The sequence below is a fragment of the Kitasatospora sp. NBC_01300 genome (assembly GCF_041435235.1).
Lineage (GTDB): Bacteria > Actinomycetota > Actinomycetes > Streptomycetales > Streptomycetaceae > Kitasatospora.
The window spans coordinates 5,177,501-5,199,232 of sequence record NZ_CP108408.1; the positions used below are offsets into that span (position 1 = coordinate 5,177,501).

Sequence of the window (21,732 nt, forward strand, 5' to 3'; positions counted from 1 at the left end):
TTGACTATTCGGCACAGGAAGAGATCAGGGGTTAGTACTGCTTCAGCGTGGAACGCTTCTGGGATTGACTGTGTCGGGCACGTTGTTGGGTCCTGAGGGAACGGCCGTAAGGCTGTTTCTTCTAGGATGCCGGTCCCATGCTTGTTCAGGTGGGTGACTGGTCGTTGTTTGAGAACTGCACAGTGGACGCGAGCATCTGTGGCCAAGTTTTTAAGGGCGCACGGTGGATGCCTTGGCACCAGGAACCGATGAAGGACGTGGGAGGCCACGATAGTCCCCGGGGAGCCGTCAACCAGGCTTTGATCCGGGGGTTTCCGAATGGGGAAACCCGGCAGTCGTCATGGGCTGTCACCCGCTGCTGAACACATAGGCAGTGTGGAGGGAACGCGGGGAAGTGAAACATCTCAGTACCCGCAGGAAGAGAAAACAACCGTGATTCCGGGAGTAGTGGCGAGCGAAACCGGATGAGGCTAAACCGTGATGGTGTGAGACCCGGCAGGGGTTGCCATCACGGGGTCGTGGGATTTTTCTTGACCGGTCTGCCGGCCGGTCGGCGAGTCAGAAACCGTATGGGTAGTCGAAGGACATGCGAAAGGTCCGGCGTAGAGGGTAAGACCCCCGTAGACGAAATCTGTACGGCTCGTTTGAGAAACTCCCAAGTAGCACGGGGCCCGAGAAATCCCGTGTGAATCTGGCGGGACCACCCGCTAAGCCTAAATATTCCCTGGTGACCGATAGCGGATAGTACCGTGAGGGAATGGTGAAAAGTACCGCGGGAGCGGAGTGAAATAGTACCTGAAACCGTGTGCCTACAAGCCGTGGGAGCGTCGTTCATCAGCTTGCTGGTGGGCCGTGACTGCGTGCCTTTTGAAGAATGAGCCTGCGAGTTTGCGGTGTGTAGCGAGGTTAACCCGTGTGGGGTAGCCGTAGCGAAAGCGAGTCCGAATAGGGCGGTTGAGTTGCATGCCCAAGACCCGAAGCGGAGTGATCTAGCCATGGGCAGGTTGAAGCGCGGGTAAGACCGTGTGGAGGACCGAACCCACCAGGGTTGAAAACCTGGGGGATGACCTGTGGTTAGGGGTGAAAGGCCAATCAAACTCCGTTATAGCTGGTTCTCCCCGAAATGCATTTAGGTGCAGCGTCACGTGTTTCTTGCCGGAGGTAGAGCACTGGATAGGCGATGGGCCTTACCGGGTTACTGACCTTAGCCAAACTCCGAATGCCGGTAAGTGAGAGCGTGGCAGTGAGACTGTGGGGGATAAGCTCCATGGTCGAGAGGGAAACAGCCCAGAACACCGACTAAGGTCCCTAAGCGTGTGCTAAGTGGGAAAGGATGTGGAGTCGCAGAGACAACCAGGAGGTTGGCTTAGAAGCAGCCACCCTTGAAAGAGTGCGTAATAGCTCACTGGTCAAGTGATTCCGCGCCGACAATGTAGCGGGGCTCAAGCACATCACCGAAGTCGTGTCATTGCAGCAATAGGGCCAACGCCTGCTGTGATGGGTAGGGGAGCGTCGTGTGCCGGGTGAAGCGGCGGTGGAAACCAGTCGTGGACGGTATACGAGTGAGAATGCAGGCATGAGTAGCGATACAAGAGTGGGAAACTCTTGCGCCGATTGACCAAGGGTTCCTGGGTCAAGCTGATCTGCCCAGGGTAAGTCGGGACCTAAGGCGAGGCCGACAGGCGTAGTCGATGGACAACGGGTTGATATTCCCGTACCCGCTTTGAAGCGCCAACGCTGAACCAGGTGATGCTAAGGCCGTGAAGCCGGCCCGGAGTCTTCGGACAAAGGGACGTGGTGGAGCCGCTGAACCAAGTCTGTAGTAGGTGAGCGATGGGGTGACGCAGGAAGGTAGTCCAGCCCGGGCGGTGGTTGTCCCGGGGTAAGGGTGTAGGACGAACGGTAGGCAAATCCGCCGTTCACATAGTCTGAGACCTGATGCCGAGCCGATTGTGGTGAAGTGGATGATCCTATGCTGTCGAGAAAAGCCTCTAGCGAGTTTCATGGCGGCCCGTACCCCAAACCGACTCAGGTGGTCAGGTAGAGAATACCGAGGCGTTCGGGTGAACTATGGTTAAGGAACTCGGCAAAATGCCCCCGTAACTTCGGGAGAAGGGGGGCCATTCCTGGTGACGGCACTTGCTGCCAGAGCTGGGGGTGGCCGCAGAGACCAGCGAGAAGCGACTGTTTACTAAAAACACAGGTCCGTGCGAAGCCGTAAGGCGATGTATACGGACTGACGCCTGCCCGGTGCTGGAACGTTAAGGGGACCGGTTAGCTTGGATTCGTCCAGGCGAAGCTGAGAACTTAAGCGCCAGTAAACGGCGGTGGTAACTATAACCATCCTAAGGTAGCGAAATTCCTTGTCGGGTAAGTTCCGACCTGCACGAATGGCGTAACGACTTCTCGACTGTCTCAACCATAGGCCCGGTGAAATTGCATTACGAGTAAAGATGCTCGTTTCGCGCAGCAGGACGGAAAGACCCCGGGACCTTTACTATAGCTTGATATTGGTGTTCGGTTCGGCTTGTGTAGGATAGGTGGGAGACTTTGAAGCAGCAACGCCAGTTGTTGTGGAGTCGTCGTTGAAATACCACTCTGGTCGTGCTGGATGTCTAACCTGGGTCCGTGATCCGGATCAGGGACAGTGTCTGGTGGGTAGTTTAACTGGGGCGGTTGCCTCCTAAAGAGTAACGGAGGCGCCCAAAGGTTCCCTCAGCCTGGTTGGCAATCAGGTGTTGAGTGTAAGTGCACAAGGGAGCTTGACTGTGAGACTGACGGGTCGAGCAGGTACGAAAGTAGGGACTAGTGATCCGGCGGTGGCTTGTGGAAGCGCCGTCGCTCAACGGATAAAAGGTACCCCGGGGATAACAGGCTGATCTTCCCCAAGAGTCCATATCGACGGGATGGTTTGGCACCTCGATGTCGGCTCGTCGCATCCTGGGGCTGGAGTAGGTCCCAAGGGTTGGGCTGTTCGCCCATTAAAGCGGTACGCGAGCTGGGTTTAGAACGTCGTGAGACAGTTCGGTCCCTATCCGCTGTGCGCGTAGGAGTGTTGAGAAGGGCTGTCCCTAGTACGAGAGGACCGGGACGGACGAACCTCTGGTGTGCCAGTTGTCCTGCCAAGGGCATGGCTGGTTGGCTACGTTCGGGAGGGATAACCGCTGAAAGCATCTAAGCGGGAAGCCTGCTTCGAGATGAGCACTCCCACCTCCTTGAGAGGGTAAGGCTCCCAGTAGACGACTGGGTTGATAGGCCGGATATGGAAGCCCTGTGAGGGGTGGAGTTGACCGGTACTAATAGGCCGAGGGCTTGTCCTCAGTTGCTCGCGTCCACTGTGTTGTTCTGAAACAACGACCCCAACCCGTTTGGTCACGGGGTTGGTGCGGTTGACAGTTTCATAGTGTTTCGGTGGTCATAGCGTGAGGGAAACGCCCGGTTACATTCCGAACCCGGAAGCTAAGCCTTACAGCGCCGATGGTACTGCAGGGGGGACCCTGTGGGAGAGTAGGACGCCGCCGAACAATCATTCCGAAAAGACCCCCTCCCGTCCGGGAGGGGGTCTTTTTGCGTTAGCCTCTGCCAACACACGAACCAGAGTTTGTCGGAGAGGCGCGATCCGTTGCAGAACCTGACCCTTACCTGGCAGTCCGCCGGGGGCGCCGCGGTCGCTCTCTACGGCGGGGCGTACGCCGCCGCCAGGGTCCGGAAACCGTCCCTGTCGGCGCTGCTGCGGGAGGCCGGCACACTGCTGGCCCTGTTCGCGCTCTGGCAGCTGGTGGGTCACCTCTCGGTGATGAGCGGGGACCACGCGCTGGACCGGGCGGATTGGATCCACCGCACCGAGTCGTTGATCGGTCTACCGGACGAGGCGTCCTGGCAGGCGGCCGTCACGCCGTACCCGGTGCTGGTGAGGCTAGCGAACTACTACTACGCGGCGATGCACTTCGCGGTGATGCTGGCGGTGCTGCTCTGGGTGTTCGTGCGGCACCGGGAGCGGTACGCGTGGGTGCGGAACACGGTGGTGATCACCACGGCGGTCTGTCTGCTGGTGCAGTTCATTCCAGTGGCGCCGCCCCGGATGCTGCCGCAGCACGGGTTCGTCGACGTGGCCGCCGAGTACGGGCAGTCGGTGTACGGGGGCGCGATGGGCGGTGTGGTGGTGGCGGACCAACTGTCGGCGATGCCCTCGGTGCACGTCGCGTGGTGCGTGCTGGCGGCGGTCGCGGTGGTGCGGGTCTCGCGGAGCCCGCTGCGGTGGGTGGTGGTGCTGCACCCGGTGCTGACCGTCGCGGTGGTCGTGGTGACCGCGAACCACTTCTGGGCGGACGGCATCGTCGCCGTCGTGATCCTGCTGTTCGCGTACGCCGTCCAGGCCCTGGTGGCACGTCGCCGGGGTCGGATCTCCGTCGACACGGAGGTCCGACCCCGGCAGGCCGCGGCGGATCAGCCGCTGCGGGTCACTTGACCGGCAGGGCGATCCTGCCCCAGGAGCCGTTGCTGAGGGCGGAGGTGGCCCAGTACCAGGCGGTGAGTCCGGAGACGGCCGCGACCCAGCCGGCGAACTTGGCGAGGCCGCTGTAGCCGCCGAAGGCGGCGATGGCGTTCAGCAGCAGGGACAGCGTGAGCAGGCCGTAGACGGCGCGGCTGAACAGGCCCGCGCCCCAGCTGGCGGCGGTCAGGGTGAGGGCGAGCAGGGCCCAGAGCAGGAGGAACAGGCCGGCGGCGTTCTTGCCCGCCCCGCCGGCCGTCGACCAGGTCGCCCAGAAGGCGCCGAGGCTGGTGAAGGCGGTTCCGGTGAAGCCTTCGCCGCCGCGGAGCTGCCACAGGCCCGCGATGAAGAGGGTGACTCCGCCGACCAGGTGGGCGAGGTGCGCCGCGTCCCCGACCCCGGTGCCGCTGAAGACGCCGGTGGAGAGCAGGCCGTAGGCGAGCAGTGTGAGGCCGAGTGCGAGGTAGCCGAGGTTACCCGCGTCGGCTCCGGTGGAGCGGGCGTTCGTTGCCCCGGTAGCTTCGTTGCTCACCGGAGGCTCCTTTCACTTTGGGCGCGCGCAGGGCGCAGTCAACGCAGTGGTGTGGTCCGATGAGGTGGATGCGCGCGACCGCGCCGAGGGCGCACGGCTGGAGCGTGCGCGGGCTGCGGTCAGAAGTGATGGGCCGGCGGGAGAGCCGCCGGTCGTGTCCCCGCCGGGGGATTCCCCGGTGAGATCGGTGTACCCGGCCGTACTCGCTTGTACCCTTGTGAATATAACAATTTGTGACGATGTCAGTTGTGGAACGCTCAGGGCCGACCGGGACGCCGGGGGCTGACCGAGGTACGGCGTCGGCTCACGAGGAGCGCTGGGTCGGCACCCGCAGGGTCAGGATGGCCATGTCGTCGGACGGCGGCTCCGGGGCGAAGCGCTCGACGGCGCGCTGCACCCGCATCGCGACCGCCCCGGCGGTCAGGCCGGTACAGCCCGTGAGCACCTCGGCGAGGCCGTCGTCGCCCAGCATCCGGCTGCCCTCGCGGCGTTCGGTGACGCCGTCGGTGACGCACAGCAGGACCTCGCCGGGGGAGAGCACCAGGCGCTCGGCCACGAGGTCGAGGTCCTCCATGACGCCGAGCAGCGGCTGCGGGGTGGCGGCCCGGTCGACCTGGCCGTCGGTGCGCAGCCGGAGCGGCAGCGGGTGGCCGGCACAGACCAGGGACAGTTCGGTGCTGCCGTCCGGTCGGGGCGTCAGCTCGCCGTAGAGCAGGGTGAGGAAGCGGCTGCGCGCGCCCTCGTCCAGGATGGCCGCGTTGAGGCGGCGGAGCACCTGCGGTGCGTCCAGGCCCTCGCGGGCGAGCAGGCGCAGCGAGTGCCGGGCGAGGCCGGTGACCGAGGCGGCCTCGGGGCCGGTGCCGCAGACGTCGCCGATCGCGAAGCCGTAGGTGCCCTCGCGGATGGTGAACAGGTCGTAGAAGTCGCCGCCGACCTCGTTGCCCTCGCCGGCGGCCTGGTAGTAGACGTCCACCTCGACGCCCGGGATCTCGGGCAGGTCCGGCGGCAGCAGGCTGCGTTGCAGGGCCTGGCTGGTGGCGGTGCGCTCGGAGTAGAGGCGGGAGTTGTCGAGTGCGAGGGCGGCCCGGCGGGAGAGGTCCTCGGCGAGTTCGAGGATCTCCTGGCGGAACCGGACGCCGGCCGGGACGCCGAGCGTGAGCAGGCCGATGACCCGGTTGCGGGCGGTCAGCGGCAGGACGACGGTCTCGCCGAGCAGTCCGGCGAGTTCGGGGCTGTCGGTGAGGCCGCCTGCGGCGGCGGTCTCGGCGGGCGCCGACCAGAAGCGGACGCCGTGGGTCGGGCCGGCGTCGGGGGCCGGGGTCTTGTCGAGCAGGTCGCGCAGCGGGTCGATCCGGTCCTCGTCCTCGTGCAGGACGAAGGCGAGGCCGGCCGCGGCGCCGTGGTCGCCCTTGGTGTAGACGGCGCACCAGGAGGCGAGGGTGGGGACGGCCATCTGGGCCATCAGGGCGAGGGTCTGCTCGTGTTCGAGGGTGCCGGCGAGCAGGTCGGAGGCCTCGACGAGGAAGGACAGCGAGCCCCGGCGGAGTCGTTCGAGTTCGGTCAGCCGGGTGCTCTCGACGGCGAGGGCGACCCGGTCGGCGGCGAACTGGAGCCGCAGGGCGTCCTCGTTGTCGTAGCGGCCGGGCGCGGCGGTGGCGATGCCGAGCGAGCCGATCAGCCGGCCCTCGACCTTGAGCGGGACGGTGACCAGGGAGCGCATGCCGCTGCCGGTGAGCAGGGGCAGGCCGGTCGGGCGGGTGGTGAGGTCCTCGTGGACGGAGGGCAGCCGGGCGGAGTCGTAGCGGCTGCCGGTGTCGACCGGGAAGCGGGTGTGCCGGCGGTGTCCGGAGGTGAAGCCGGTGGCGGCGCGGACCTCGAACTCGGTCTCGTCGTCGGTGGTCAGCAGCAGGTACGCGGCGTCGGCGTCGAGCAGGTCGCGGGCGCGTTCGACGGTGCGTTGGAGCAGGGTGTCGAGGTCGTCGGTGGCGACCGGGCCGGCCAGCAGGTCGAGCCGGGGGCCGGTCGGGTCGGAGCGCTCGCCGGGCAGGGTGCGGGCGGGGGAGCGGAGCACCGCGCGGTCGGGTTCGAGGACGAGCAGGCAGAGGGTGGAGGGGACGCCCTCGGTGTCGCGTACGCGGACCTGGACGCCGTACACCTCGACCTCGTGGCCGTCCGCACGGCGGACGCCGTAGCCGCCCTCCCAGCGGGCCAGCCGCAGGGTGTCGGCGAGGCCGAGGCCGCGGCCGGCTGACTGCGGCCAGACGGCAAGGTCGGCCCAGGGGCGGCCGAGGACGGTGGCGGCGGGGTACTGGAAGAGCGCCTCGGCGTCCGGGTTCCAGGCGAGGACGCGGCCGTCCTCGTCGAGCTGGACGACGGCGACGTGCACCGGGCCGGGGCCGCTGGGCAGGTCGCTGCCGGGGGTCGCGGGGACGGCGTAGCGGGTGCCAGCCACGGGGGCGGGCAGGGCGAGCCGGAACCAGACGGTCTTGCGTCCGGCCGCGTACTCGACGCCCCAGCGCTCGGCGAGGGCGGAGCACATCAGCAGGCCGCGGCCGCCCTCGCCGTCGGGGTCGGCGTAGCGGTCGGAGACGGGGCCGTCGCCGAGGGAGGGCAGGCCGCGTTCGGGGTGGTGGTCGGTGACTTCGATCCGGACGGTGCCCTCCTCGCGCAGGCAGCACACCTCGGCGGCGGTGCCGGCGTGGACGACGGCGTTGGTGACCAGTTCGCTGACCAGGACGACGGCGTCGTCGACGACCTCGGGCAGACCCCAGCCGAGCAGCGCGTCCCGTACGAAGCCCCGGGCGGCGGCTGCGGACCGGCCGTCGGGGTCGAAGGTGGCGGCTGCGCGCGCGGTGACCACGTTGCCACTTCTCCTCTGCTGCTCTGGCCTTGACTGTCCGGGGCGTGGCGCCGACTCCCGGTGCGTGCCGCCGGGCTGGCGGCGCTGGGTCGGGTCATGGCCCGGTGCAGCGCTCCACCCTACTTTCCGCTTGGTTCCCCGTGGGGGCGGGGCGTTGAAACAGGCACCTGAGAGTGATTCTGCCCACCTGTTTCGGACGGTCGGCTACCAACCGGGCGCAACCGGCCGTATACCCGGCGCCGGTGCTGCCAGACTGGGGGGTCCGCGGCGGCCGGTCGGAGCAGTACGGTCGATGCGGGTGCCGGTGTGCCGCGTGGGGCGCCGGTACGCAGCCCGACCGGGCCGGTGCCCCGGTGCGTGCCGTACCGGCACGGACGGTCACCGGAAAGTTCACGATGTGGGAGGGGCCCGTTGAGTTCGGCCACCAAGGACGCAACCGGTACGACGCCGCCCGTTCCGCGCGGTGGGCGGTCCGGGACCGCGCCGCGGAACGCGGCCGGCCGGCGAGTGAGCCACAACCGGGGGGCGGAGCCGGCCGAACTGCGGAAGCTGTTGGCCGCGCTGACCGCGATGCGGGACGGCAACTTCCGCCGTCGGCTGACGGTTCCGGGGGATGGGCCGCTGGCGGAGATCGCCGCGGTGTTCAACGAGGTCGCCGAGCGCAACCAGCACCTGACCGGCGAACTGGCCCGGGTGCGGCGGGCGGTGGGCCGCGAGGGCCGGCTGAACGAGCGGCTGGAGACCGGCGCGGGCGAGGGCGCCTGGATGGCGGCCGTCGACAACTGCAACGCGCTGATCGACGATCTGGCCCGTCCGATGGCCGAGGTGGGCCGGGTGCTCTCCTCGATCGCCGAGGGCGACCTGGACCAGAAGATGGAGCTGCGCTCGCTGCACAGCAACGGGGTGAGCCACCCGCTGCGCGGCGAGTACCTCAAGATCGGCCGGACCGTCAACGGGCTGGTGGACCAGCTCTCGGAGTTCACCGACGAGGTGACCCGGGTGGCCCGCGAGGTGGGCACCGAGGGCAAGCTGGGCGGCCAGGCCAAGGTCCGCAGCGTGTCCGGCAGTTGGAAGGACCTGGCGGACTCGGTCAACACCATGGCCGGCCGGCTGACCGCGCAGGTGCGCAACATCGCCCAGGTGACCACCGCGGTGGCCAAGGGCGACCTGTCCCGCAAGGTCACCGTCGAGGTGGCCGGCGAGATGCTGGAGCTGAAGAACACCGTCAACACGATGGTGGACCAGCTGAACGGGTTCGCCGCCCAGGTCACCGGGGTGGCCAGGGACGTGGGCACCGAGGGCCGGCTCGGCGGCCAGGCGCAGGTGCCGGGAGTGGCCGGGGTCTGGCGGGACCTGACCGACTCGGTGAACTTCATGGCCGACAACCTGACCGGCCAAGTGCGCAACATCGCCCAGGTGACCACGGCGGTGGCGCGCGGGGACCTCTCGCAGAAGATCGAGGTGGACGCGCGCGGCGAGATGCTGGAGCTGAAGAACACCATCAACACGATGGTCGACCAGCTCTCCGGCTTCGCCGAACAGGTGACCAGGGTGGCCCGCCAGGTGGGCACCGAGGGGCGGCTCGGCGGCCAGGCACAGGTGCCCGGGGCGGCCGGGGTGTGGCGCGACCTGACCGACAACGTCAACTTCATGGCGAACAACCTCACCGATCAGGTGCGCAACATCGCCCAGGTGACGACCGCGGTCGCCAAGGGCGACCTGTCGCAGAAGATCCAGGTGGACGCGCGCGGGGAGATCCTGGAGCTGAAGAACACCATCAACACGATGGTGGACCAGCTGGGCGCCTTCGCCGACGAGGTCACCAGGGTGGCCCGGGACGTCGGCACCGAGGGCATCCTCGGCGGCCAGGCGAGCGTGCCCGGGGTGTCCGGGACGTGGAAGGACCTGACCAACAGCGTCAACCTGATGGCCAACAACCTGACCAGCCAGGTCCGCAACATCGCCGAGGTGACCACGGCGGTGGCGCGCGGCGACGTGTCGAAGAAGATCACCGTCGATGCCCGGGGCGAGATCCTGGAGCTGGTGACGACCGTCAACACCATGGTCGACCAGCTGTCGGCGTTCGCCGACGAGGTGACCCGGGTCGCCCGCGAGGTGGGCACCGAGGGGATCCTGGGCGGCCAGGCCCGGGTGCGCGGGGTGTCGGGGATCTGGAAGGACCTGACCGACAACGTCAACTTCATGGCGTCCAACCTGACCGGGCAGGTCCGCAACATCGCCGAGGTCGCCACCGCGGTGGCCCGTGGTGACCTGTCCAAGAAGATCACCATCGAGGCGCAGGGCGAGGTCGCCGCCCTCGCCGGGACCTTGAACACCATGGTCGACCAGCTCTCCTCCTTCGCGGTGGAGGTGACCAGGGTGGCCCGCGAGGTCGGCACCGACGGCACCCTGGGCGGTCAGGCGAGCGTGCCGGGCGTGGCCGGCATCTGGAAGGACCTGACCGACAACGTCAACCTGATGGCCAACAACCTCACCGGCCAGGTCCGCAACATCGCGCTGGTGATCACGGCGGTGGCCCGCGGTGACCTCTCGCAGAAGATCGACGTCGACGCGCGCGGCGAGATCCTCCAGCTCAAGACCAGCATCAACACCATGGTCGACCAGCTGTCGGCGTTCGCCGACGAGGTGACCCGGGTCGCCCGCGAGGTGGGCACCGACGGGCGGCTCGGCGGCCAGGCCCGGGTACCCGGCGTGGACGGCACCTGGCAGGACCTCACCGAGTCGGTGAACGAACTGGCCAACAACCTGACCCGGCAGGTGCGCGCGATCGCCCAGGTCGCCACCGCCGTGACCAGGGGCGACCTGAGCCTGCGGATCGACGTGGACGCCGCGGGGGAGCTCGACGAGCTCAAGGACAACATCAACCAGATGATCGCCAACCTGCGCGAGACCACCCGCACCAACCAGGAGCAGGACTGGCTCAAGACCAACCTGGCCCGGATCTCCGGCCTGCTCCAGGGCCGCCGGGACCTGGAGGCCGTCGCCTCGCTGATCATGACCGAGCTGACCCCGGTGGTCTCCGCCCAGCACGGCGCCTTCTTCCTCGCCCAGCCGGCCGGCCGCACCGCCGAGCTGATCACCGAGGACGACGACGAGAACGACACCGTCCTGCGGCTGATCGGCAGTTACGGCTACCAGCGGCGCGCGATGCCGACCACCTTCCGGCCCGGCGAGTCGCTGATCGGGCAGGCCGCAGTGGAGAAGCGGGCGATCATCCTCAAGGAGGCGCCGCCCGGGTACCTCAAGATCGCCTCGGGCCTCGGCGAGGCCTCGCCGGCCCACATCGTGGTGCTGCCGGTGCTGTTCGAGGGCCGGCTGCTGGGCGTGATCGAGCTGGCCACCTTCAGCTCCTTCACCACCGTCGCGCTGGACTTCCTCAACCAGATCGCCGACCTGATCGGCGTCACCGTCAACACCATCAGCGTCAACACCAAGACCGAGGGCCTGCTGCTGGAGTCCCAGCGGCTCACCGCCGAACTCTCGATGCGATCCGCCGAGTTGGAGGCGCGCCAGGAGGAACTGGAGCGCACCAACGAGGAGTTGCAGGAGAAGGCCGAGCAACTCGCCCAGCAGAACCGCGACATCGAGATCAAGAACAGCGAGATCGAGGAGGCCCGGCAGGTCCTGGAGGAGCGCGCCGAGCAGCTCGCCCTGGCCTCCCGGTACAAGAGCGAGTTCCTCGCCAACATGTCGCACGAGCTGCGCACCCCGCTCAACTCGCTGCTGATCCTGGCCAAGCTGCTCTCCGACAACAACGAGGGCAACCTCTCGCCCAAGCAGGTCGAGTTCGCCGACACCATCCACGGCGCCGGCTCCGACCTGCTCCAGCTGATCAACGACATCCTCGACCTCTCCAAGGTCGAGGCAGGCAAGATGGACGTCCGCCCGGCCCGGATCGCCCTGGTCCAGCTGGTCGACTACGTCGAGGCCACCTTCCAGCCGGTCGCGCTGGACAAGAACCTGGACTTCGCGGTCCGGGTCTCGCCCGCCCTGCCGGTCACCCTGCACACCGACGAGCAGCGGCTCCAGCAGGTGCTGCGCAACCTGATCTCCAACGCCGTCAAGTTCACCGACGCCGGCGCGGTCGACTTCTCGATCTCCCCGGCCGGTGCGGAGGTCCCGCAGCACGTGCGCGAGCGGCTGCTGGAGTCCGGCTCGATCAAGGACCCGGACGACGAGCTGATCGCCTTCGCGGTCTCCGACACCGGTATCGGCATCCCCGGCAACAAGCTGCGGGAGATCTTCGAGGCGTTCAAGCAGGCCGACGGCACCACCAGCCGCAAGTACGGCGGCACCGGGCTCGGCCTGTCGATCAGCCGCGAGATCGCGCGGCTGCTGGGCGGCGAGATCCACGCCGAGAGCGAGCTGGGCAAGGGCTCCACGTTCACGCTCTACCTGCCGCTGCGCACCGAGGCCCCGGACCCGGCCCAGGTCGAGCGCCCGGCCGTGTCGAGCGTCCCGGCGTTGCGCGCCTCCGTCGGCGTGACCCCGATCGGGGTGCCCGTGCCGGTCGGCGAGAACCCGGCCGACCACTGGGCCCAGGAGGTCCGCGAGCTGGCCGAGGAGCGCCGCCGCGGCGCGGTGGAGCGCCGGCGCAGCGCCGCCCTGGACGCCGCCGCCGGGGCCCGCCCGGTGGAGCCCGCGCCGCCCCGCCCCAGCCGCAGCGACGTGCGCTTCGACGGCCAGCAGGTGCTGATCGTGGACGACGACGTCCGCAACGTGTTCGCCCTCACCAGCGTGCTGGAACAGCACGGCCTGACCGTCCTGTACGCCGAGAACGGGCGCGAGGGCATCGAGATGCTGGAGCAGCACGAGAACGTGGCGCTGGTCCTGATGGACATCATGATGCCGGAGATGGACGGCTACGCGACCACCGAGGCGATCCGCCGGATGCCCCAGTTCGCCGGCCTGCCGATCATCGCGCTGACCGCCAAGGCGATGAAGGGCGACCGCGAGAAGTCGCTGGAGGCGGGCGCCACCGACCACATCACCAAGCCGGTGGAGACCGACCACCTGCTGGCGGTGATGCGCGAGTGGTTGCGGGCGGACCGCGCGTAGCGCCAGGGGAGGGCGCGAACTCCGGGGCGGGCTCCGGAGTTCGCACCGTCCGGTGGGCCGGTTTGCTGGCGGTCGGGCCCGGGAACCCGGTAGGGTCACCGATCGTTGCGAACAGTGACCGGACGGCGACACACTGCTGAGCGTGCGCCGGAGCACTGGGCGCGCGCCGCTCCGGATCGGGTCACGACGGAGCGATGTGCCGGGCGAGGGGGTGCGGCTAGCATGACCGGGGTAGCGGTGGGCAGTACGCGAGTGCCATCACCGGGCGGCAGGCAGGCGACAGGAGGGCGAGCCCTGATGCAGAAGGCGAAGATCCTCCTGGTCGACGACCGACCGGAGAACCTGCTGGCGCTGGAGGCGATCCTCTCCGCGCTGGACCAGACGCTGGTGCGCGCCGTCTCCGGCGAGGAGGCGCTCAAGGCGCTGCTCACCGACGACTTCGCGGTGATCCTGCTGGACGTCCAGATGCCCGGGATGGACGGCTTCGAGACGGCCGCCCACATCAAGCGCCGCGAGCGCACCCGGGACATCCCGATCATCTTCCTGACCGCGATCAACCACGGCCCGCACCACACCTTCCGCGGCTACGCGGCCGGGGCCGTGGACTACATCTCCAAGCCCTTCGACCCGTGGGTGCTGCGCGCCAAGGTCTCGGTCTTCGTCGACCTGTACGTGAAGAACTGCCAGCTGAAGGAGCAGGCCGCGCTGCTGCGGCTGCAGCTGGAGGCGGGCGGCGGCGAGCCGCCCCTCGGCGGGGCGCTGCTGGGCGAGCTGTCCGCGCGGCTGGCGGCGGTCGAGGAGCAGGCGGAGGCGCTGGGCAAGCAGCTGGACGGCGTCGAGGACGCCGGGGTGTCGGCCACCGCGGCGCACCTGGAGCGCAAGCTGGCGGGGCTGCGCCGGGCCCTGGACGCGCTCCGGCCGGGAACCGCGTAACCGATCGCCGGGGTTCACTCCTGCGGGTGAATTTCCGACGCGGCCGGGTGAAACCGGGTCAGCGTGACGGTGTGTCTGCGACACGTCCCCGAGCCCCGGCTTGAGCACATGTGCACTGGTGGCCCACCCCGGTAGGCTGCTGACCCATGGCCACTCGTACGCCCGGAAGCGCGGCACGCAACCCGAGTCCGGGACCGTCCAAGAAGGCCGCGGCGAAGGCCCCGGGCAAGCCGCCCGCGAAGAAGGCGGCGGCCAAGAAGGCGGCCCCGGCGAAGAAGGTGGCGGCCAAACCGGCCCCGCCGTCCCCGCCGCCGCCCAAGCCGATACTCTTCCGCGCCGTCCGGGCCGTCTGGCTCGGCGTGGCGAACAGCATCGCCGCGATCTTCCGGGGCTTCGGCGACGGGGCCAAGAACCTCCACCCCGCCCACCGCAAGGACGGGCTGGGCCTGCTGCTGTTCGCACTCGCGCTGGTGACCGCCGCCGGCACCTGGTTCAGCCCGCAGGGCTGGCTGGGCGAGGCGGCCACCGCCGTGGTGTCCGGGCTGTTCGGGCGGCTCGACGTGCTGGTGCCGTTCCTGCTGGCCGGGATCGCGGTCCGGCTCTGGCGCCACCCGGAGCTGCCGGAGGCCAACGGCCGGATCATGATCGGCCTGAGCGCGCTGCTGGTCGGCGTCCTCGGCCTGGTGCACATCGGCTGCGGCGCGCCCATGATGGGCAGCGGCGCCTCGCGGATACGGGCGGCCGGCGGGATCATCGGCTGGGCCGTGTCCACCCCGATGATGGCCGCCGCCGGGCCGGCGCTGGCCGTGCCGCTGCTCCTGCTGCTGTCCTTCTTCGGCCTGCTGGTGGTCACCGCCACCCCGGTCAACCGCATCCCCGAGCGGCTGCGGTCGGCCGGCGTGCGGCTCGGCGTGGTGGAGCCCGGGCCGGAGGACGAGCTGTGCGAGGGGCGTACGCCGGAGCGCGACCTCTCCACCGAGCCGCCCGAGGACGCGGACCCCTCCGCGCTGCCGTTCACCGTGGGCAGCGAGGACCCGGGCGACGAGGTGGCCGCCCGCCGTCGGCGCCGCCGCCGCAAACCGGTGGACGAGGAGGACCAGCCCGACGCCGTCCGGGTGTCCCTGGACAAGGAGCCGCTGGACCCGTACGCCACCCGCGACCTCGCCGCCGGCGCCGCCGCCGACCTGGACGGGGCACTCGTCTACGGGGTGCCCGCCTCCTCGGCGGTGGCGAACATGATGCACCAGGTGCAGGACCGCACCGCCCCGCCGGAGGAGGCCGCCGTCCCGGCCGCCCGCAGCGCGGGCCCGGGCGCGCCCGAGGAGCACGGCCCGGCACCGGTGCGGATGGAGCAGCTCCAGCTGGCCGGCGACGTCACCTACGCGCTGCCCCCGCTCGACCTGCTGGAGCGCGGCGGCCCGGCCAAGGCCCGCAGCGCCCTCAACGACGAGGTGGTGGCCCAGCTCAGCAGCACCTTCACCGAGTTCAAGGTGGACGCCAGGGTCACCGGTTTCACCCGGGGCCCGACGGTGACCCGCTACGAGGTCGAGCTCGGCCCGGCCGTCAAGGTGGAGCGGATCACCGCGCTCGCCAAGAACATCGCGTACGCGGTGGCCAGCGCCGACGTGCGGATCATCAGCCCGATCCCGGGCAAGTCCGCGGTCGGCATCGAGATCCCCAACCGGGACCGCGAGATGGTCAACCTCGGCGACCTGCTGCGCTCGCGCACGGCCGCCGAGGACACCCACCCGATGGTCGTCGGCATGGGCAAGGACGTCGAGGGCCAGACCGTGATGGCCAACCTCGCCAAGATGCCGCACATCCTGGTGGCCGGCGCGACCGGCGCGGGCAAGTCGTCCTGCATCAACTGCCTGATCACCTCGATCCTGGCCCGGGCCACCCCGGACGAGGTGCGGATGGTGCTGGTCGACCCCAAGCGGGTCGAACTGACCGCGTACGAGGGCATCCCGCACCTGATCACGCCGATCATCACCAACCCGAAGAAGGCCGCCGAGGCCCTCCAGTGGGTGGTCCGCGAGATGGACCTGCGCTACGACGACCTCGCGGCGTTCGGCTTCCGGCACGTGGACGACTTCAACGCGGCGGTGAAGGCCGGCACGGTCACCCCGCCGCCGGGCAGCGAGCGCGAGCTGACCCCGTACCCGTACCTGCTGGTGATCGTCGACGAGCTGGCCGACCTGATGATGGTGGCGCCGCGCGACGTCGAGGACTCGGTGGTCCGGATCACCCAGCTGGCCCGCGCGGCCGGCATCCACCTGGTGCTGGCCACCCAGCGGCCCTCGGTGGACGTGGTCACCGGTCTGATCAAGGCCAACGTGCCGTCCCGGCTGGCCTTCGCGACCTCCGCGATGGCCGACTCCCGGGTCATCCTGGACCAGCCCGGTGCGGAGAAGCTGATCGGCAAGGGCGACGCGCTGTTCCTGCCGATGGGCGCCGGCAAGCCGATCCGCCTTCAGGGCGCGTTCGTCACCGAGGCGGAGATCGCCGCGGTGGTGCAGCACTGCAAGGACCAGCTGACCGCCGTCTACCGGGACGACGTGACGGTCGGCGGCGGGGCCAAGAAGGAGATCGACGAGGAGATCGGCGACGACCTGGACCTGCTGATCCAGGCGGCCGAGCTGGTGGTCTCCACCCAGTTCGGCTCGACCTCGATGCTCCAGCGCAAGCTTCGGGTCGGCTTCGCCAAGGCGGGGCGGCTGATGGACCTGATGGAGTCGCGCGGGATCGTCGGGCCGAGCGAGGGTTCCAAGGCCCGCGACGTGCTGGTGAAGCCGGACGAGCTGGACGGGGTGCTGGTCGGTCTGCGCGGTTGACGACCCGCGCCCGCGGCGGGTGTTCACTCGTTCGGAGGAGGGTAGGCGCGTGCAGGGGAACCGAACGTCCGTACGTCGCGTCACAGGCCGAAAAGCGAACCCCTCGGGTTCCCCGTGCGGGCCCGCTGACGGCCGTTCAGCGGGGTGCCGGGCCCCCGTCGGGGCGGGCGCGCGCATTCGGGCCTGTTCCGCTTGAGAAACGATCCGCCCGCGCCCCTAGACTGTTCCCCAGCAGGTGGCCATCCGCTCGAAAGGCGTGCCCCGTGACCATCGGCAAGTCCCCCGACCGCGAGAACGCCCCGTCGTCCGTCGAGTCGACCGACGACGCGGTGCAGGCGGCCGATGCCCCGAGCATCGGCCGGGTGCTGTCCACCGCCCGGATCGAGGCCGGGCTCACGGTGGACCAGGTGAGTACGGCGACCCGGGTCCGGGTGCCGATCGTCCACGCCATCGAGGAGGACGACTTCGGCCGCTGCGGCGGCGACTTCTACGCCCGCGGGCACATCCGCGCCATCGCCCACGAGGTCGGCGTCGACGGCGAGGCCCTGATCGCCCGGTACGACGCCGCGCACGGCGGCTCGCCCGCCTCCAAGCGGCCGACCCAGCTGATCGACAGCGGCCCGATCAAGGTGCCCGCCCGCGGCCGGCCGAACTGGGCGGCGGCCATGGTCGCCGCGATCGTCGTGGTGGTCGTCCTGATCGGCTTCAACCTGGTCAGCGGCAAGAACGGCCACATCGGCACCGGCTCCGCCAGCGCACCGCTGCCCAGCGGCTCCGGCACCGGCTCGGTCGCCTCCGTGCCCTCGCCCACCGTGCAGCCGCCGGCGCCCGTGCCGAGCGCGGCCGCGATCGCCGCCGTCCCGGCCGACAAGGTCACCGTGAAGCTGGTCGCCGAGGGCAGCACCAGCTGGGTGTCCGCGGTGGACGGCAGCGGGAAGTCGCTGTTCCAGAACAACATCAGCGACGGCCAGGACCAGACCTTCACCGACGCCAAGCAGATCAAGCTGGTGCTCGGGAACGGCGGGGCCGTGCACGCGTACGTCAACGGCAAGGACCTCGGCCTCCTCGGCAAGGACGGCCAGGTGGTGCACGTCACGTACACCCCCGGCGATCCGCAGGCGGGCTGACCACAGGCCTGCGGAGGCCCTGGAGAGCGGCTCCGCGGCCTGGCGAAGATCTGGTAATCCGAGGCGCGCGGCCTCCGGGGCGAACGGCACCGGAGGCCGCGCGTTAATCTTGGCCCTATGCCTGAACGCCGTACTGTCGCCCTTGTCACGCTCGGATGTGCCCGCAACGAGGTGGACTCCGAGGAACTCGCCGGGCGACTGGAAGCCGACGGCTGGTTGCTCGTCGACGACGCCGCCGAAGCGGACGTCGCCGTCGTCAACACCTGCGGCTTCGTCGAGGCCGCCAAGAAGGACTCCGTGGACGCCCTGCTGGAGGCCAACGACCTCAAGGGGCACGGCCGCACCCAGGCCGTCGTCGCGGTCGGCTGCATGGCCGAGCGCTACGGCAAGGAGCTCGCCGACGCCCTGCCCGAGGCCGACGGCGTGCTCGGCTTCGACGACTACTCCGACATCTCCGACCGCCTCCAGACCATCCTCTCCGGCGGCCACCACGCCCCGCACCTCCCGCGCGACCGCCGCAAGCTGCTGCCGATCAGCCCGGCCGAGCGGCAGTCCGCCGCCGAGGCCGTCGCGCTGCCCGGCCACGGCGCCGCCGAGACCCCGGCCGAGCCGATCGCCGACCTGCCCGAGGGCCTCGCCCCGGCCTCCGGCCCGCGCACCCTGCGCAAGCGGCTCGACGACAACCCGGTCGCCTCGGTCAAGCTCGCCTCCGGGTGCGACCGCCGGTGCTCCTTCTGCGCCATCCCGGCGTTCCGCGGCTCCTTCATCTCCCGCCGCCCCTCCGACGTGCTGCACGAGGCCCAGTGGCTGGCCGAGCAGGGCGTGCGCGAGGTCGTCCTGGTGAGCGAGAACAACACCTCGTACGGCAAGGACCTCGGCGACATCCGGCTGCTGGAGACGCTGCTCGGCGAGATCTCCGCGATCGAGGGCGTCGAGCGGGTTCGGGTCTCCTACCTGCAGCCCGCCGAGATGCGCCCCGGGCTGATCGACGCGATGACCGGGACCACGGACGTGGTGCCCTACTTCGACCTGTCCTTCCAGCACTCGGCGCCCGCCGTGCTGCGCCGGATGCGCCGCTTCGGCTCCACCGACCAGTTCCTGGACCTGCTGAAGACCATCCGCGACCGGGCCCCGGAGGCCGGCGCCCGGTCCAACTTCATCGTCGGCTTCCCCGGCGAGACCGAGGCGGACTTCGCCGAGCTGGAGCGCTTCGTCACGCACGCCGGACTGGACGCGATCGGCGTCTTCGGCTACTCCGACGAGGACGGCACCGAGGCCGCGACCTACGACGGCAAGCTGTCCGAGGACGTGATCGCCGACCGGCTGAACCGGCTCAGCCGGCTGGCCGAGGAGATGACCGCCCAGCGGGCCGAGCAGCGCGTCGGCACCGAGGTCGAGGTCCTGATCGAGTCCATCGAGGACGGCGTGGTCGAGGGCCGAGCCGCCCACCAGGCCCCCGAGACCGACGGCCTGACCACCCTCACCGGCGTCGAGGACCCGCAGATCGGCCAGTTCCACCGGGCCAAGGTGGTCGCCAGCGAAGGCGTCGACCTGATCGCCGAGGCGCTGGAGCCGGTCCGGGTCCGTCAGGCCCCGGGAGCCGGGGAATGACCAAGGGGCCCGGCGCCCCGGCCGCGGCCCATCCGGGCAGACCGTCGGCCGCGGTGCCGCCGGTGCCGGCTGTCTGGAACATCGCCAACATGCTCACGATGCTCCGGCTGCTGCTGGTGCCGGTCTTCGTGTCGCTGCTGTTCGCCGACGGCGGGCACGACCCCAAGTGGCGCTCGGTCGCCTGGGCGTCGTTCGCCATCGCGATGATCACCGACCTGTTCGACGGCGAGCTGGCCCGGCGCAAGGGCCTGGTCACCGACTTCGGGAAGATCGCCGACCCGATCGCCGACAAGGCGATCATGGGCTCGGCGCTGATCGGCCTCTCGCTGCTCGGCGACCTGCCCTGGTGGGTCACCGCGGTGATCCTGGCCCGCGAACTCGGCATCACCCTGATGCGTTTCTGGGTGATCCGCTACGGCGTCATCCCGGCCAGCCGGGGCGGCAAGATCAAGACGCTGACCCAGGGCATCGCGGTCGGCATGTACGTGCTGGAGCTGACCGGCTGGCTGGCCACCGCCCGGGCCGTGCTGATGGCCCTGGCGGTCCTGCTGACCGTCGGCACCGCGCTGGACTACGTCGGACAGGCGCTGCGCATGCGCCGCGAGGGACTGGCCGCGGAGCGCGCGGGCCGGTGAGCGACGGGGGAGACCGGGTGACGGACCACGAGCTGGCGGTACGGGCGCACGAGGCGCTGCGCGCCAGGGGCGGCACGCTGGCCGTCGCCGAGTCGCTGACCGGAGGGCTGCTCGCGGCCGCCCTGGTCGACGTCCCCGGGGCGTCCGCGACCTTCCGGGGCTCGGTCACGGCGTACGCCACCGAGCTGAAGGCCTCGGTGCTCGGCGTGGACGAGGGGCTCCTGGCGGTGCACGGGCCGGTCCACCCGGTGGTGGCGGGGCAGATGGCCGAGGGCGTGCGCCGGCTGCTGGGGGCCACGTACGGGATCGCGACGACCGGGGTGGCCGGGCCGGACCCGCAGGACGGGCAGCCGGTGGGCACCGTACACCTGGCGGTCGCCGGTCCGGAGGGAACTCTGGTCAGTTCGCCCCGGCTGTCGGGCGGGCGTGCCAGAATCCGTCACGGGGCGGTGACCGCCGCTCTGGAGCTGTTCGTCGGGCGGCTCCGGGCCGCTACGCCCACGACCTGAACCCCGCGGGGCCCGCACCCGGGCGTCCCGCAGCCCGTGTGGAGGCGCCGCGGAGGCGTGGTGGAGCCCCGATCGCGGCGGTCTCCACCGAACCGAGATCTGCCGATCCGGTCCGCGGGCATGGCACAGCTGGAGGATCGTGTTACATCCAACGGCCTGGTTGGGCAGAAACCAGGTGGCGAACGAGTTGCGTGACGGTGGCCGGGCGGCCCACGGCGGGTACCACGAGGGGCCCGCGGACCCGGGAACGACACCGGAACGAGGAGGGGGACAGCCTTGCAGCCCAGAGTGAACACGACCAGGGTCCCCGCACGCGATGCGGGCAAGGCGGTACGGTGGGGTCGTGACATCTCGATCCGCAGTCCGAGGAGGGAGGCACCGATGATCCTGCTTCGTCGCCTACTGGGCGATGTACTGCGTCGGCAGCGCCAGCGCCAGGGCCGCACACTTCGCGAGGTGTCGGCGGCAGCCAGGGTTTCGCTCGGTTACCTCTCCGAGGTCGAGCGGGGACAGAAGGAGGCCTCCTCGGAGCTGCTCTCCGCCATCTGCGACGCGCTCGACGTCCGGATGTCCGAGGTCATGCGCGAGGTCAGCGACGAACTGTCGCTCGCCGAACTTGCGGCGATGGCCACCCTCTCCGAAGGTGATCTGCTGAGGCCGGTACTCGAACCGGTTCCGCTGCCCGCCCCCGGCACCGACCGGGCGAACATGTCGCCCAAGGCCGCCGCGATGGACGTGGTCGCCGCCTGAACCCGGCCTCGACTCCCGGGCTCCTGGTGCCCGGGGCGAGCGAAGGAGGGCGGTCGTGCGGAGAGCCGCGACGGCGTGCACGGAGGCTCGAATACGGCTGCGGCGACTGATCCCGTGGCCGGCCCGCCGGGTCCTGGTGATCGTGACGGCAGGGCTGGTCTGGTGGCTGCCGGGGGTCAGGGGACAGTTGGCCGACGGCGCCGTGCTGGGGCTGCTCGCGGCCGGCGGCTGGGGACTCGGCCTGATCCCGGTCCACGCCGACCGGGACGCCACCGGGCCGCAGCGGCGCCCGTCGGTGGCCGTGGCCCGGGTGGAGGCGCAACCGCCGACGGTCGGCTGAGCCACTCGAACGGGTGATACGAGCGAACGA

At 69.8% G+C, this 21,732-nt stretch carries 12 protein-coding genes and 2 rRNA genes; 12 read left to right on the forward strand and 2 right to left on the reverse strand.

Annotated features, from left to right (window positions below; genetic code table 11):
* Positions 1–200: 200 nt before the first annotated feature.
* The 3 genes from OG556_RS23085 (at position 201) to OG556_RS23095 (ending at position 4,468) form a co-directional block, all read left to right on the forward strand.
* Positions 201–3,320, forward strand: a 23S ribosomal RNA gene (locus tag OG556_RS23085).
* An 87-nt stretch (positions 3,321–3,407) separates the two neighbouring features.
* Positions 3,408–3,524: ribosomal RNA gene (gene rrf / locus OG556_RS23090) — 5S ribosomal RNA — on the forward strand.
* A 98-nt stretch (positions 3,525–3,622) separates the two neighbouring features.
* On the forward strand, positions 3,623–4,468 hold the full coding sequence (locus tag OG556_RS23095) for a phosphatase PAP2 family protein (RefSeq protein WP_371518923.1): 846 nt from the start codon (positions 3,623–3,625) through the stop codon (positions 4,466–4,468).
* Here the strand turns inward: OG556_RS23095 and OG556_RS23100 are convergent.
* Positions 4,461–5,024, reverse strand: a complete 564-nt coding sequence (locus tag OG556_RS23100) for an acetate uptake transporter (RefSeq protein ID WP_371518925.1) — start codon at positions 5,022–5,024, stop codon at positions 4,461–4,463. The two genes, OG556_RS23095 and OG556_RS23100, sit on opposite strands and share 8 nt — an antisense overlap.
* Positions 5,025–5,328: 304 nt before the next feature.
* On the reverse strand, positions 5,329–7,884 hold the full coding sequence (locus OG556_RS23105) for a SpoIIE family protein phosphatase (protein WP_371518927.1): 2,556 nt from the start codon (positions 7,882–7,884) through the stop codon (positions 5,329–5,331).
* 570 nt (positions 7,885–8,454) lie between these two features.
* Between OG556_RS23105 and OG556_RS23110 the strand changes: the two genes are divergently transcribed.
* The 9 genes from OG556_RS23110 (at position 8,455) to OG556_RS23150 (ending at position 21,702) form a co-directional block, all read left to right on the forward strand.
* Positions 8,455–12,963, forward strand: coding sequence for a HAMP domain-containing protein (locus OG556_RS23110; RefSeq protein ID WP_371522831.1), 4,509 nt, complete (start codon positions 8,455–8,457; stop codon positions 12,961–12,963).
* Between the two features lie 294 nt (positions 12,964–13,257).
* The gene (locus OG556_RS23115) at positions 13,258–13,896 is read left to right on the forward strand and encodes a response regulator (protein ID WP_371522833.1); all 639 of its coding nucleotides are present in this window, start codon (positions 13,258–13,260) and stop codon (positions 13,894–13,896) included.
* A 146-nt stretch (positions 13,897–14,042) separates the two neighbouring features.
* Positions 14,043–16,730, forward strand: coding sequence for a DNA translocase FtsK (locus OG556_RS23120; RefSeq protein WP_371518929.1), 2,688 nt, complete (start codon positions 14,043–14,045; stop codon positions 16,728–16,730).
* Between the two features lie 263 nt (positions 16,731–16,993).
* Entirely contained in the window at positions 16,994–17,857 is an 864-nt protein-coding gene (locus OG556_RS23125) for a helix-turn-helix domain-containing protein (protein ID WP_371518931.1), read from the forward strand.
* Positions 17,858–17,974: 117 nt separating this feature from the next.
* A complete protein-coding gene (gene rimO, locus OG556_RS23130; protein WP_371518934.1) occupies positions 17,975–19,468 on the forward strand; it encodes a 30S ribosomal protein S12 methylthiotransferase RimO in 1,494 nt (497 codons plus the stop codon).
* A complete protein-coding gene (pgsA, locus tag OG556_RS23135; RefSeq protein WP_350880205.1) occupies positions 19,465–20,103 on the forward strand; it encodes a CDP-diacylglycerol--glycerol-3-phosphate 3-phosphatidyltransferase in 639 nt (212 codons plus the stop codon). Before rimO ends, pgsA begins: the two co-directional genes overlap by 4 nt.
* Positions 20,104–20,135: 32 nt before the next feature.
* Positions 20,136–20,612 (forward strand): CinA family protein, encoded by a 477-nt coding sequence (locus tag OG556_RS23140; RefSeq protein ID WP_371522835.1) that lies wholly within the window; start codon positions 20,136–20,138, stop codon positions 20,610–20,612.
* A 381-nt stretch (positions 20,613–20,993) separates the two neighbouring features.
* On the forward strand, positions 20,994–21,362 hold the full coding sequence (locus tag OG556_RS23145; protein ID WP_049660741.1) for a helix-turn-helix domain-containing protein: 369 nt from the start codon (positions 20,994–20,996) through the stop codon (positions 21,360–21,362).
* 55 nt (positions 21,363–21,417) lie between these two features.
* Entirely contained in the window at positions 21,418–21,702 is a 285-nt protein-coding gene (locus OG556_RS23150) for a hypothetical protein (protein WP_371518936.1), read from the forward strand.
* Positions 21,703–21,732: the final 30 nt, after the last annotated feature.

What these genes read in the sequence shown, in the direction of transcription:
- OG556_RS23110 (WP_371522831.1), top strand. Translation starts at nt 8,455, where the DNA reads ATGCGGGACGGCAACTTCCGCCGTCGGCTGACGGTTCCGGGGGATGGG.
- OG556_RS23120 (WP_371518929.1), top strand. Translation starts at nt 14,043, where the DNA reads ATGGCCACTCGTACGCCCGGAAGCGCGGCACGCAACCCGAGTCCGGGA.
- rimO (WP_371518934.1), top strand. Translation starts at nt 17,975, where the DNA reads ATGCCTGAACGCCGTACTGTCGCCCTTGTCACGCTCGGATGTGCCCGC.
- pgsA (WP_350880205.1), top strand. Translation starts at nt 19,465, where the DNA reads ATGACCAAGGGGCCCGGCGCCCCGGCCGCGGCCCATCCGGGCAGACCG.
- OG556_RS23145 (WP_049660741.1), top strand. Translation starts at nt 20,994, where the DNA reads ATGATCCTGCTTCGTCGCCTACTGGGCGATGTACTGCGTCGGCAGCGC.